Genomic DNA, 12,652 nt, shown 5'->3' with positions numbered 1-12,652 from the left:
GCAGACGCCGGCCCCTTCGTCGTACCTGCCTCAGCGCTCCATGCCGGACCAGCCGTGCGGCGACTCCGGCTCGCGTTCGTCCTCGTCCGCCCCGGTGACGACGTCCCGGTCCACGGCGGTGCGGTCGTGTTCGTTGGCGAAGTCCGGCTCGGGCGTGGTGTCCCTGCCCTTCGGCGGTTGGCCCAGCGCCGGCACCTTCTCGTCGTGGTCTTCGTGGTGCGTCATGTCGGTGTCCCTTCTGCGGTGACTCAGCCGATGGAACCGCCCAGCAGGTCGCTGGCCTCGTCCACCGAGTACTCGCCCTCGGGCAGCGCGTCGATTCGGGCGAGCAGATCCGGCGAAAGTTCGGCGGCCACCGCCTGTCGGTAGATCTCCGCCTGGGTGACCCGCTCCTGCGCCCGGTAGACGTCGTTCAGCAGGTCGTCGAGGGCCCGGGTGTCCGGCTCGTCGGTCACGAATGCGTCGTCGGTCACCTCGATCAGCTACCCGGGGCGGAATCGGTCAAACGCACCGCTGACTCGTCTGCGCCGCCGGGCGATGGCGCTGTGAAGTTCCCTTTGCTCTGCACCCGCGCATGCGACAGTCACCCGCCGTAGGCGGCGCGCGGGTGGGTGCAGAGCAAAGGACGCTGCTGCTGCTGGTCGGTCGACTCGGCCTGTCCGGTCTGCTCGGAGTTCGGGCAGACCGACAGAGACAGCGCCGCCCCCGGCCTTGTGGGCCGGGGGCGGCGCTGGTGTCGGTGTGCAGGTCGCCTCTCGGCGAGTGGCACTACGCGGCTCCAGCCGGACGGTATTCCGCGAAGGCTATTTAGGTGAGGCCCGGGGACACATGACACACCGACACCTCGGTCAACGAGTCGACCCCCGCCCGTGTTCCACGCGCCGCAGTGGCGGCGGTCACACCGTCGCGGGCAGGGTGGCCCGCCGGGCCCGCACGGCGGAGGCCAGGTGGTCGAGCACCTCGACGGTGTCGTCCCAGCCGAGGCAGGCGTCGGTGACCGACCGGCCGTACTCCAGCTCCCGGGTCGGGTCGAGATCCTGCCGGCCGGGCAGCAGGAACGACTCCAGCATCACGCCGGTGATCCCGCGCTGGCCGGCGGCCAGCTGGGCGGCCACGTCGGCGGCGACCCGCGGCTGGTTGCGGTGATCCTTGCCGCTGTTGGCGTGACTGGCGTCGATCACCAGCCGCTCCGGCAACCCGGCCGCGCGGAGCAGGTCGAGCGCTCCGGCGACCGAATCCGCGTCGTAGTTGGGCCGGCCGCCCCCACCGCGCAGCACCAGGTGGCCGTCGGTGTTGCCCCGCGTGTGCATGATCGCCGGGGTGCCGGAGAAGTCGATGCCGGGGAAGACGTGGGGCACCCCGGCGGCGCGGATCGCGTCGACAGCGGTGCTGATGCTGCCGTCCGGGCGGTTCTTCATGCCGATCGGCATGGACAGACCCGAGGAGAGCTGGCGGTGCACCTGACTCTCCACGGTACGGGCGCCGATCGCACCCCAGGCCACCGTGTCCGCGATGTACTGCGGCGTGATCGGGTCGAGGAACTCGCAGCCCACCGGCAGGCCGACGCGCAGCACGTCGAGCAGCAGCGCCCGGGCCAGCCGCAGACCGGTGTTGACGTCCCCGCTGCCGTCCAGGCCCGGGTCGTTGATCAGGCCCTTCCAACCGACAGTCGAACGCGGCTTCTCGAAGTAGACCCGCATGACGATCAGCAGGTCGTCGGCCAGCCGGTCGGCTGCCGTACGCAGACGCCGCGCGTAGTCGAGGGCAGCGGCGGGGTCGTGCACCGAGCAGGGGCCGACCACCACCAGCAGGCGGTCGTCCTCGCGATCGAGCACGCGACCCACCGCGCGGCGACCGGTCAGCACGGCCGACGCGAGCGAGGCGTCCAGGGGCAACTCGTGGTGTAAGAGGGCGGGCGTGGTCAGCGGCACGACACGGTCGATTCGCTGATCGCTGACCCGATCGGTCTCCGGGGTCGTCACGGTGGGCATCCTTCCGCCGACCGTGCCCGGGGCCGGTGCCCGGGACGAGCCGGCTGCTCGTACGCAAAAGGGCAGGAACGACAGCTCCTGCCCAGCCGGCTCGGTCCGTGGTGACGTCAGTTCATGGTGAAGTCACCGGCGTGCGAGCCGGCTGCCTAAACCATCGATAGGAACGCGTCACGGGGGCCAGCCTACCCGACCGGACGGGAACCGCCGGCCCGTCGTCCCAAGATGCGGGGCGGAGACCGCGTGCCAGGGGCGGGGTCGGGGTAACAGGGGTGCCATGACTGACGAGCAGAGCGATCAGGAACGGGTGGAGTCCCGCGCCCACCACCTCCTGCCCGAGGAGGCCGCCGTGGGCAGCGACGACCCGGAGGCGCAGGCCGAGGCCATCCTCGCCGAGTCGGACATCCGGGAGGCGGACCAGAACGCGGCGCCCGACACGGTGCTGGAACGTCGTACCTCGGATCAGACGGTCGTCGCGGTCGAGCCGCCGGACTGAGCGGCGGCCCCGCGTGCCCGGCGGGACCCCCGGTAGGTGTGCTCCCGCAGCCAGGCCAGCGGACCTGCCGCCCGCAGTTCGGGTGGCAGGTTCCGCACCGGGTCGAACGCGAGCGCGGCGTCCTCCTCGGCGCTGAGCGGGGCACCGAACTCGACCTGCCCCACCGGCCGCCACGGCCCGACGGCGGACGCGACCGCCAGCACCAGGCGTGGCGCGTCCGTCCTGGTCGCGGCGGCCACCGTGCGCAGGCTGCGCCCGAGGTCGATGGAGTCGGGGTCGGCGAGCGCGGCCAGCCAGAGCCGGCGCCGGCCCACGCGGTAACCCACGATCGTGCTGTACGTCCCGGTGAAGCAGCGTCGGGGCAGCGGCAGGTTCCGCATCAGCGGGGCCGCGCCGCTGGAGCTGACCAGCAGGTCGAACGGTCGACCGGTGTCCCGGTGCAGGCGCAGCGCGACGCCCAGCACGTCCGGCCAACCGCCGGGCGTGGGGGTGCCCTTGGAGAACCGGACGGTGGCCCGGTACCGGCCGGGGTCGTCGAGCAGGCCGACCCCGATGGGTGGTCCGGGCGTACCCCAGATCACCACCTCGCCGACGAACGAGCGACCGGCCGGATGCAGCAGCCGGCCGTGGCGCAGCCGGCCGAGCGCGGCGCTGGCACGTTCGACGACGGCGGCGGACCGGGACGGAGGCGGGGTGACGGTCATGGCCCTCCGGTACCCCGGACGGCGGCCTCGATGCCCGGGGTCGGCGCGCTCGACCCACCACACGTCACCTTTCCGCCCGCGAGATCGGATAGCGTCGGGGTATGCCCGACAGTGGTTACCCCTGGCCCATTGAGACGTCCCGACTGGACAACGGCCTGCGCGTGGTGGTGAGTGAGGACCGCACCGCGCCCGCCGTGGCCGTCAACCTCTGGTACGACGTCGGTTCCCGACACGAGCCGACCGGGCAGACCGGCTTCGCCCACCTCTTCGAGCACCTGATGTTCGAGGGCTCGGTCAACGTGGCGAAGACCGAGCACATGAAACTGATCCAGGGCTCCGGCGGCTCGCTCAACGCCACCACCAACCCGGACCGGACCAACTACTTCGAGACGGTCCCGACCGAGCACCTGGAGTTGGCGCTCTGGCTGGAGGCCGACCGGATGGGCGGCCTGGTCCCCGCACTCACCCAGGAGACGCTCGACAACCAGCGGGACGTGGTCAAGAACGAGCGCCGGCAGCGGTACGAGAACGTGCCGTACGGCGACGCCTGGCTGCGTCTGCTGCCGCTGCTCTACCCGGCGGGTCACCCGTACCACCACGCGACGATCGGCTCGATGGCCGACCTGAACGCCGCCGACCTCGCCACCTTCCAGGCGTTCCACCAGACCTACTACGCGCCGAACAACGCGGTGCTCACCGTGGCCGGCGACGCCACCGCGTCCGACGTGTTCGCGCTCGCCGACAAGTATTTCGGCGCGCTGCCGGCACGCGACGACATCCCGGCCGCCCCGGACGGTCGCAACGTCCCGGCGACCGGGCAGACGGCGATCGAGTCGGTAAGCGCCGACGTGCCGGCGCCCCGGGTGTACGTCGCCCACCGCACCTACCCGTTCGGCAGCCCGGAATACCACGTGGTCAACGTGCTGGCCACCGTCCTCGGCAGCGGTCGGGGCAGTCGGCTCTACCAGCGCCTCGCCGACGGTGAACGGATCGCGCAGCCGGACCTGGTCGGGGCGTACGGGGTGGACCTCGCGCACGCCCCGGCACCGCTGATCGCCACCGCCACCGCCCGCCCCGGAGTGAGCGCCGAGCGACTGGCCGAGGGGCTGGCCGAGGTCGTCGACGAGTTGGCCACCGTGCCGGTCACCGCCGCCGAGCTGGATCGGGCCAAGGCGATGCTCAGCACCGGATGGTGGCGTCAGCTGTCCACCGTGGACGGCCGCGCGGATCTGCTCGGCCGGTACGCCACGCAGTTCGGTGACCCGGCCCGCATCGCCGACCAGTTGCCGGGTCTGCTCGCGGTCACCGCCGAGCAGGTCGCCGAGGCCGCCGCCGACGTGCTCGCCACCGACCGGGTGCTGCTGACCTACCTGCCCGAGGAGACCTCATGACGCTGATCGCCGACCGTCCCGCCCCGGGTGCCGCCCGTCCGTACCGGTTCCCGCCGGTGGTCCGCCGCGCCGTGGCCGGTGGCCAGGTCGTCGCCGCGCACCTGCCGGGGCAGAACCTCGCCGTGGCCCTGCTGCTGCTCGACGTGGGCGCGAGCCAGGAGCCGGTCGGCAAGGAGGGCCTGTCCGGCGTGCTGGCCAAGGCGTTGGAGGAGGGGACCGCGCAGCGGGACGCCGCCGCGTACGCGCTCGCCGTCGAAGGGCTGGGCACCGCGTTGTCGACCGGGCTGGACTGGGACTCGTTCCAGGCCAGCGTGGTGGTCCCGGTGGACCGGCTCAGCGCCGCCGTGGAGTTGCTCGCCGAAGCGGTCCGGACGCCGAGGCTGGACCCCGCCGACGTGCGTCGGGTCCGGGACGACGAGGCGACCGCGCTGCGGATGGACTGGGCCAACCCGGGTCCCCGCGCCGACGCCGCGCTGCGCGGTGACCTGTTCGGCGCACAGAACCGGTGGGGCCGGCCGATGTACGGCGACCCGGAGTCGGTCGCCGCGCTGGACGTGGAGGACATGACGGTCTTCCACTCCGAGTGGTTCCTGCGTCCCGGCACCCTGATCGTCGCCGGCGACCTGGACCGGATCGACCTGGACGCGCTGGCCGCCGCGGCGTTCGCCGGCACCGGTGGCGGCCCGGCCGAGCGGGGTGGCCCGATCGACGTGCCGCTGCACGCCGGACGGCGGATCATCCTGGTGGACCGACCCGGCTCGGTGCAGTCCACGCTGCGGCTGGGCCACCCGTCGCCGCACCGGGCGCACCCCGACCACGTGCCGATGACGCTCGCCGGCACGGTCCTCGGCGGGGCGTTCACCTCCCGCCTCAACCACCTGCTCCGCGAGGTGCACGGCTACACCTACGGCGTCCGGGGTGACTTCGCCTCGTCCCGCCGCTTCGGTCGGTTCGGGGTCAGCTCCGGCGTGCAGACCGCGGTCACCGTGCCGGCCCTGGTCGAGGCGGTGGGTGAGATCAGCCGTACCCAGGCCGGTGGGGTGACCGAGGACGAGCTGGCGGTGGCCCGGTCCTGGCGGGCCGGGCAGCTCTCGGTCGAGTTGCAGAGCCCTCGGGCGATCGCGTCCGCGCTGACCACGCTCGTGGTGCACGACCTGCCGGACGACTACCACGCCCGACTGCGGGAGTCGTTGCTCGCCGCCGACGTCGACCAGGTCTCCGCGGCGGCGGCCACCCACCTGCACCCGGACGCGCTGACCCTGGTCATCGAGGGCGACGCAGCCGTCATCCGCGACGACCTGACCGCAGCATCCCTAGGCGACCTGCTCCCCTAACCCGCCGCCCCACGCCCCCTCGCGCGCTCCGCGCTCCGCGCTCCGTCCCTCGTTGATCATGAGGTTATCGTCACGCGCCGCGGCGTGTCGCGGCTATAACCTCATGATCAACCGGGGTGGGCGGGTGGGCCGGGGGTGGGCGGGTGGGCCGGGGGTGGGTGAGTGAGTGGGTGGGTGGGGGGTGGGGTTCTGTGATGTGCGGCCCGGCGGTGGGAAAGGGGTGCCGGGTTCGGGGGTGGGGTCGGTAGCCTCGCGGGCATGAGGATCGGCATTGTGGGGGCCACCGGCCAGGTCGGTGGCGTGATGCGGCAGGTGCTGGCGGAACGGGAGTTCCCGGCGGAGCAGGTGCGGTTGTTCGCCTCGGCGCGGTCGGCCGGGCGGGCGCTGCCGTGGCGCGACGGTGAGGTGACAGTCGAGGACGCCGCGACCGCTGACTATTCCGGGCTGGACATCGTGCTCTTCTCGGCCGGCAAGGGCACCGCCCGGGAGTTGGCCCCCCGAGTCGCCCAGGCCGGCGCCGTGGTGATCGACAATTCCTCGGCGTTCCGGATGGACCCGCAGGTGCCGTTGGTGGTCGCCGAGGTCAACCCGCACGCGGCCCTCGATCGTCCCAAGGGCATCATCGCCAACCCCAACTGCACCACGATGGCCGCGATGCCGGTGCTGCGCCCGCTGCACGCCGAGGCGGGGCTTGTCGGTCTGGTCGTCTCCACCTACCAGGCGGTCTCCGGTGCCGGGCTGGCCGGCGTCGCCGAGCTGGACGAGCAGGTCCGCAAGGTCGCCGAGCACGCCGCCGGGCTGGCCTTCGACGGGTCGGCCGTGGAGTTCCCCGCGCCGCGCTCGTTCAGCCAGCCGATCGCCTTCAACGTCCTCCCGCTGGCGGGTTCGATCGTCGACGACGGCTCGTTCGAGACCGACGAGGAACAGAAGCTGCGCAACGAGAGCCGCAAGATCCTGGAGATCCCCGACCTCAGGGTCTCCGGCACCTGCGTCCGGGTGCCGGTCTTCACCGGCCACTCGCTGCAGATCAACGCCCGGTTCGCCCGGGCCCTCACCCCGCAGCGCGCCCACGAGTTGTTGGCCGACGCGCCCGGGGTGGCGTTGACCGACGTGCCGACGCCGTTGCAGGCCGCCGGGCAGGACCCGACCTACGTGGGTCGGATCCGCGCCGACGAGACCGTCGAGTACGGGCTGGCCCTGTTCTGCTCCAACGACAACCTGCGCAAGGGCGCCGCGCTCAACGCGGTGCAGCTCGCCGAGCTGGTCGCCGCCGAGCGACGCTGACCGTCGCGGTCACCCCGAGCCCTCGCCGCCGACCGGCGAGGGCTCGGTCGTGTTCGGGCGGAGCGGCGGTCGGACCGGCGTGCTTTGATGGGACGAAGCCGACCCCCTGGAGGAGACCGTGCCGGATGACCGCACCCAACAGGCGCTGACCGACCTGATCTCCGGCCGTTCGATGGGCGTGCTGGCGACCATCAAGCGGGACGGGCGGCCGCAGCTGTCCACAGTGGTCTACTCCTTCGACCGGGACGCCGGCCTGATCCGGGTCTCGGTCACCGCCGGCCGGGCCAAGACCGCCAACCTGCGCCGGGACCCGCGCGCCAGCTTCCACGTCGGCAGCGAGGACGGCTGGGCGTACGCCGTCGTCGAGGGGCGCGCCGAGCTGACCGCGCCCGCCGCCGAGCCCGGCGACGAGACGGTGGAGGAGCTGGTGGCGCTCTACCGGGCGCTCAGCGGCGAGCACCCGGACTGGGACGAGTACCGCCAGGCCATGGTCGACGACGGGCGGCTGGTGTTGCGCCTGCACGTGGAGCGGATCTACGGAATTCCGCCCCGGGGCTGACGCGCGCCCGTCGCGGTCGGCTCCCGCGCCCGTCGCGGTGGGCCGGGGCTGCCAGCGCCCGTCGCGGTGGGCTGCTACCCGCGCCCGTCGCGGTGGGCTACCCACGCCCGTCGCGGTGGGTCGACGCGCTCGTCATCGTGGCTGATGCCCCCGTCGCTGCTGGTCAGCCTGGTTCGATCACGGTCACCCCGGGCCAGCGCCGCGCCGGCCGGTGCCGGGCCAACCGCTGTCGAGACCCGGCCACGTCCACCCGGGCCGGGTTGTGCCGCCAGATCCCGCCCAGCAGATCCGCCAGACCGTACGGGGCGCACACCTCCAGTCGATCGGCCGAGTCCAGGCGGACGGCCACCGCTGTCGCGTACTCCGGCCAGGTGGCGATCGCCTCGGCGACGCTGCGGTACGGGGCGATCGGGTCACCGCCGAACGTCGCCGCGTACCAGGTGTGCACCGCCGCCTGGTTCCGTGCCTCCCACGGCGGCTGCGGCCACGCCCGCGCGAGGAGGGCGGTGGCCTCGTGGTCGTCGTCGCGGGTCAGCCTCGCCGGGTCGAAGAAGACCACGTCCACGTCCCGGACGGTCGTGGGGTCGAACCCTTCGCCGTAACGTTCGCCCCAGACCAGGTCGCGCAGGACGCCCGCGCCGATCCAGGCGTCCGGCAGCCCGGAGTCACGTACCACGCCCAGCGCCCGGGTCAGCCAACGGCTGTCGTCGACAAGTTCCCGCAGTTCCCCCTCGCCCGGTATCACCCGCCCACGGTAGGCGGCGGAGCCGAGGAGTGTCGCCCACGGGCGGGTGTGCCGCCCGCCGACGGGTATAACGCGCTGCCGCGCCCACTCGCGGAAGGGCAGGCACGCGGGAAGGCGACAGGGCAGGAAGGCACGAAGGGCAGGCGCGCGGCAAGGCGACAGGGCAGGGAGGCACGAAGGGCAGCCACGCGGGAAGGCGGAAGAGCAGGAACGCGAGGAAGGAGCAGGAGTGGGATGGGTGACGACACGACACGTGACGAGACCCGCCCCGGCGGCCCGACCCTGCGTCGGGAAACGTCCCGTCTGCTGTCGTTCAGCGACGGTGTCTTCGCCATCATCATCACGCTGCTGGTGCTCGACCTCCAGCCACCCCGGGTGGGGCGCGGTCAGTTGCTGCACGCGCTTGTCGAGCAGTGGCCGGCGTACCTCGCCTACGTCACGTCGTACGTCATCGTGGCGGTCAGTTGGATCAACCACCGGGCCACCTTCAATCGGGTGACAAGCAGTGGCAAGGGCCTCCAGTGGTACAACCTCGGGGTGCTGTTCAGCACCGCGCTGCTGCCGTTCGCCACCTCGGTGCTCTCGCAGGCCCTGCGGGAGGGGGACCGGGCGGACCAGCGGACCGGAGTGGTCCTCTACGGTCTGGCCGGCGCGTTTCTCTCGGTGACCTGGCTGGGGCTGTACCACTACCTGGCCCGACATCACGATCTGTTGGACGAGGCCGTGACGGGTTCGTTCTTTCCCAGCGAACGGGTACGGGCCGCGGCCGGCGTCCTGGGGTACGGGCTGGCGGTTCTCGTCGGATACCTGGTCAACCCGCTGCTCGCGCTTGTGGTCTTCCTGCTGCTGCCGATCTTCTTCTCGCTGACCAGCAGCGGCCTGTACGAGTTGCGGCGCCTGCGGCACCCGCGGCACTCACACCCGCGGCACCCGGACCCGCGGCACCCGCGCAGATAGACACCGGCGGTCGGCGTTACCCCCTCCCGGGCGGCGGGTAGACGGCCGTGCCGACACCGAGAGGGGAGCACCATGACAACGGTCGGAGAGTTCATGACGACCCGGTTGGTGACGATGGACGGCAACGAGACGCTCATCGCCGCCGCGCAGGAGATGCGCGACAGTGCGATTGGTGATGTGGTGGTGACCGATGGCGACAACGTCGTCGGCATCGTCACGGACCGGGACATCACGGTGCGTGGTGTCGCGGAGAACATGGAACCCGGCTCGACACGACTGGGCCAGATCACCACCCGCGATGTGATCACCGTGAGTCAGTACGACGACGTGGTGGCCGCCGCGGACCTGATGCGCACGTACGCCGTACGCCGGCTTCCGGTGATCGACGACGGGCGCCTGGTCGGTCTGATCTCGATGGGTGACCTCGCGGTCGAACGCGAACCGCAGTCGGTGCTCGCGGACATCAGCGCCGACGATCCGAACAACTGACCGTCCGCCGCGGGCGCGCGCCGGCTCTCCCCTCGCGGGAGGGCCGGCGTTGCGCTGCCGGGACGACGCCGCCGCTCACCCGATCCGGGCGAGGTTGACCGGAGGAGCGGCGGGGACCCGTGCGGGGACGTGCAACGCCGGCCGGCCGCGCGACGCGCGAGCGCGGTGCGGGATCTGGGGCCCGGCAACTGGGAGGAGTGGACTCGATGGTGGACGCGACCACGAGGTTCTTCGAGGACCTGGACCGGCGGGGGTACGAACCCCTGCTGGCGAAGACCTCCGGGACACTGCGTATCGACCTGCACGAGGGGGCGCAGACCCGGCACTGGCTGCTGAGAATCGACCACGGCCGGGTCGACGTGAGCCAGGAGGACCGGGAGGCCGACACGGTCATCGGCGCGAGCCCCGTCCTCTTCGACGACATCGCCGCGGGCCGCGAGCACGGCCTCGCCGCGCTGTTGCGGGGGGACATGACGGTGACCGGTGACGCCCGGCTGGTGGTGCAGGTGGAGCGGATCTTCCCGAGTTCACCGGACGCCCGGGGGCCCCGTCGACGCTTCGCGGGGGAGGGGTACTGATGGGGCAGTCCAACACGGTCCGGATCCTGGACGGCAACACGTTCGTCGTCTGCGAGGACACCGGCGACATCGAGGCGACTCCGAGCGAGCCGACCGGGCTCTTCTCCCTCGACACCCGGTTCCTGTCCACCTGGGTGCTGACCGTCAACGGTGAGCGGCTCAACTCGCTCTCCTACGACGATCTCCAGTACTTCGAGTCCCGGTTCTTCCTCGTCCCGGGGATGGCCACGCACTACGTGGACGCGAAGCTGTCGATCATCCGCGAGCGCGCGGTGGGCGGCAGTTTCTGCGAGCAGCTCACCATCCTCAACCACGACGAGAAGCCTGTCGATCTGGAAGTCCGGATGGACGCGGCGTCGGACTTCGCCGACCTGTTCCAGGTCAAGGACGAGATCCTCAACAAGAAGGGCGAGATCTACACCGAGGTCGAGTCCGACCGGCTTCGGCTGGGCTACCGCCGGGGCAACTTCCGGCGGGAGACGGTCATCTCCTCGTCGATGTCGGCGCGGTACGACCGTGAGGGTTTCGCGTACACCGTGCACCTGGAGCCCAACGAGCAGTGGGAAGCCTCGATCGACGTCCAGACGCACGCGGTGGGTCCGGGCGGCCGGGACCTGCGGTTCGGGCTGCGCGTGCACGGCAACGAGCGGCTCGCCCTCCAGCACGACCTGGAGCAGTGGATCGCCGACGCTCCGAAGGTCAACAGTCAGCACGGTCGGGTGGCCAGCACCTACCGGCGCAGCCTGATCGACCTGGCCGCGCTGCGCTTCTCGCCCCTGTCGCTGGGCGGCGCCACCCTGCCGGCCGCCGGCCTGCCCTGGTTCATGACCATGTTCGGTCGGGACAGCATCTTCACCTGCCTGCAGACGCTGCCGTTCACCCCGCAGTTGTCGAAGACGACGCTGCGGATCCTCGCCTCGTTGCAGGGCAGCCGGTTCGACGACTTCCGCGACGAGGACCCGGGGCGCATCCTGCACGAGATGCGGTACGGCGAGACCGCCGCCTTCGAGGAGCAGCCGCACTCGCCGTACTACGGCTCGGTGGACGCGACGCCGCTGTTCGTGGTGCTGCTCGACGAGTACGAGCGGTGGACCGGGGACGTCGCGCTGGTCAAGGAGTTGGAGCAGGAGGCCCGCGCGGCGCTGCGCTGGATCGACAACTACGCCGACCTGGTCGGCAACGGCTACATCTGGTACGAGCGGCGCAACACCGACACCGGCCTGGAGAACCAGTGCTGGAAGGACTCCTGGGACTCCATCTCCTACTCCGACGGCACGCTGCCACCGTTCCCGCGGGCCACCTGCGAGGTGCAGGGGTACGCGTACGACGCGAAGGTCCGCGCGGCCCGGATGGCCCGCCAGTTCTGGGGCGACCCGGAGTTCGCCGACGAATTGGAGCGCGAGGCGGCAGCGCTGAAGGAGCGGTTCAACCGGGACTGGTGGGTGGCCGACGGCGAGTTCTACGCCCTGGCCCTGGACCCGGACGGCCGCCAGTGCGACATCCTCAGCTCCAACATCGGCCACCTGCTGTGGAGTGGGATCGTCGAACCCGAGCGGGCGGAGAAACTCGCCCAGCACCTGGTGGGGCCGCGGCTCTTCTCCGGTTGGGGCGTGCGGACGCTCGCCGAGGGGGAGGTCCGGTACAACCCCATCGGCTACCACAACGGCACCATCTGGCCGTTCGACAACTCGTTCATCGCCTGGGGCCTACGTCGGTACGGCTTCGCCGAGGAGGCCGCCACCATCGCCAACGGCATCCTCGACGCGGCCACGTACTTCGACGGCCGGTTGCCGGAGGCGTTCGGCGGCTACCCGCGGGAGCTCACCAAGTTCCCGGTGGAGTATCCGACAGCGTGCAGCCCGCAGGCCTGGTCGACGGGCACCCCGCTGCTGCTGCTGCGGACCATGCTCGGTCTGGAGCCGCACGACGGTCACCTGGCGGTCGAGCCACGACTGCCGGTGGGCATGGGGCGGATCGAGGTGCTGGACATCCCTGGTCGCTGGGGTCGGGTGGACGCGTTCGCCCGGGGCCGACTGGACCTGGACAAGCTCGCCGACTGACCGACCGGCCCGCCGAGCCGGCGGCGGCGCGCGACCCGCGCCGCCGCCGGTCCGCCACCCAGCCGGG

14 protein-coding genes are annotated in these 12,652 nt (G+C 71.9%); 9 read left to right on the top strand and 5 right to left on the bottom strand.

The genetic code is table 11. The features are described from left to right. Positions 1-30: 30 nt before the first annotated feature. The 3 genes from ACGFH8_RS30485 to ACGFH8_RS30475 all read right to left on the bottom strand — a co-directional run bounded on the left by ACGFH8_RS30485 (position 31) and on the right by ACGFH8_RS30475 (position 1,991). On the bottom strand, positions 31-225 hold the full coding sequence (locus ACGFH8_RS30485) for a hypothetical protein (protein ID WP_393373878.1): 195 nt from the start codon (positions 223-225) through the stop codon (positions 31-33). A 23-nt stretch (positions 226-248) separates the two neighbouring features. Beyond that, positions 249-482 carry a hypothetical protein gene (locus tag ACGFH8_RS30480; protein WP_393374041.1) on the bottom strand — a complete coding sequence of 78 codons (234 nt, stop codon included), beginning with the start codon at positions 480-482 and terminating at the stop codon, positions 249-251. Positions 483-896: 414 nt separating this feature from the next. Next, positions 897-1,991: a 3-deoxy-7-phosphoheptulonate synthase gene (locus ACGFH8_RS30475; protein WP_393373875.1), complete on the bottom strand. Its 1,095-nt coding sequence runs from the start codon at positions 1,989-1,991 to the stop codon at positions 897-899. A gap of 274 nt (positions 1,992-2,265) precedes the next feature. On the opposite strand from ACGFH8_RS30475, the gene ACGFH8_RS30470 reads away from it, so the two are divergent. Then, entirely contained in the window at positions 2,266-2,484 is a 219-nt protein-coding gene (locus ACGFH8_RS30470) for a hypothetical protein (protein ID WP_393373872.1), read from the top strand. On the opposite strand, the gene ACGFH8_RS30465 is transcribed toward ACGFH8_RS30470, so the two are convergent. Next, the gene (locus ACGFH8_RS30465; RefSeq protein ID WP_393373869.1) at positions 2,451-3,188 is read right to left on the bottom strand and encodes a phosphodiesterase; all 738 of its coding nucleotides are present in this window, start codon (positions 3,186-3,188) and stop codon (positions 2,451-2,453) included. The genes ACGFH8_RS30470 and ACGFH8_RS30465 overlap by 34 nt on opposite strands. A 101-nt stretch (positions 3,189-3,289) precedes the next feature. On the opposite strand from ACGFH8_RS30465, the gene ACGFH8_RS30460 reads away from it, so the two are divergent. The 4 genes from ACGFH8_RS30460 (at position 3,290) to ACGFH8_RS30445 (ending at position 7,756) form a co-directional block, all read left to right on the top strand. Continuing rightward, positions 3,290-4,579, top strand: a complete 1,290-nt coding sequence (locus ACGFH8_RS30460) for a M16 family metallopeptidase (protein ID WP_393373867.1) — start codon at positions 3,290-3,292, stop codon at positions 4,577-4,579. After that, positions 4,576-5,913 carry a M16 family metallopeptidase gene (locus ACGFH8_RS30455; RefSeq protein ID WP_393373865.1) on the top strand — a complete coding sequence of 446 codons (1,338 nt, stop codon included), beginning with the start codon at positions 4,576-4,578 and terminating at the stop codon, positions 5,911-5,913. The genes ACGFH8_RS30460 and ACGFH8_RS30455 overlap by 4 nt, the downstream gene beginning before the upstream one ends. A 258-nt stretch (positions 5,914-6,171) precedes the next feature. Further along, positions 6,172-7,197 carry an aspartate-semialdehyde dehydrogenase gene (locus ACGFH8_RS30450; protein ID WP_393373862.1) on the top strand — a complete coding sequence of 342 codons (1,026 nt, stop codon included), beginning with the start codon at positions 6,172-6,174 and terminating at the stop codon, positions 7,195-7,197. A gap of 118 nt (positions 7,198-7,315) precedes the next feature. Further along, positions 7,316-7,756, top strand: a complete 441-nt coding sequence (locus ACGFH8_RS30445; protein ID WP_393373860.1) for a PPOX class F420-dependent oxidoreductase — start codon at positions 7,316-7,318, stop codon at positions 7,754-7,756. Between the two features lie 163 nt (positions 7,757-7,919). Here the strand turns inward: ACGFH8_RS30445 and ACGFH8_RS30440 are convergent, their stop codons facing one another. Beyond that, positions 7,920-8,501: a nucleotidyltransferase family protein gene (locus ACGFH8_RS30440; RefSeq protein ID WP_393373859.1), complete on the bottom strand. Its 582-nt coding sequence runs from the start codon at positions 8,499-8,501 to the stop codon at positions 7,920-7,922. 234 nt (positions 8,502-8,735) lie between these two features. On the opposite strand from ACGFH8_RS30440, the gene ACGFH8_RS30435 reads away from it, so the two are divergent. The 4 genes from ACGFH8_RS30435 (at position 8,736) to ACGFH8_RS30420 (ending at position 12,585) form a co-directional block, all read left to right on the top strand. Further along, positions 8,736-9,458, top strand: coding sequence for a TMEM175 family protein (locus ACGFH8_RS30435; RefSeq protein WP_393373856.1), 723 nt, complete (start codon positions 8,736-8,738; stop codon positions 9,456-9,458). Between the two features lie 72 nt (positions 9,459-9,530). Further along, positions 9,531-9,947 (top strand): CBS domain-containing protein, encoded by a 417-nt coding sequence (locus ACGFH8_RS30430; RefSeq protein ID WP_357067067.1) that lies wholly within the window; start codon positions 9,531-9,533, stop codon positions 9,945-9,947. Positions 9,948-10,153: 206 nt separating this feature from the next. After that, positions 10,154-10,525, top strand: a complete 372-nt coding sequence (locus tag ACGFH8_RS30425) for an SCP2 sterol-binding domain-containing protein (protein ID WP_393373853.1) — start codon at positions 10,154-10,156, stop codon at positions 10,523-10,525. Next, on the top strand, positions 10,525-12,585 hold the full coding sequence (locus ACGFH8_RS30420; RefSeq protein WP_393373851.1) for a glycogen debranching N-terminal domain-containing protein: 2,061 nt from the start codon (positions 10,525-10,527) through the stop codon (positions 12,583-12,585). The genes ACGFH8_RS30425 and ACGFH8_RS30420 overlap by 1 nt, the downstream gene beginning before the upstream one ends. Positions 12,586-12,652 lie beyond the last annotated feature (67 nt).

It is taken from the genome of Micromonospora sp. NPDC049175, assembly GCF_043197345.1.
In the GTDB taxonomy this organism is placed as follows: domain Bacteria; phylum Actinomycetota; class Actinomycetes; order Mycobacteriales; family Micromonosporaceae; genus Micromonospora.
This window is presented reverse-complemented; position numbering and strand designations above follow the sequence as displayed.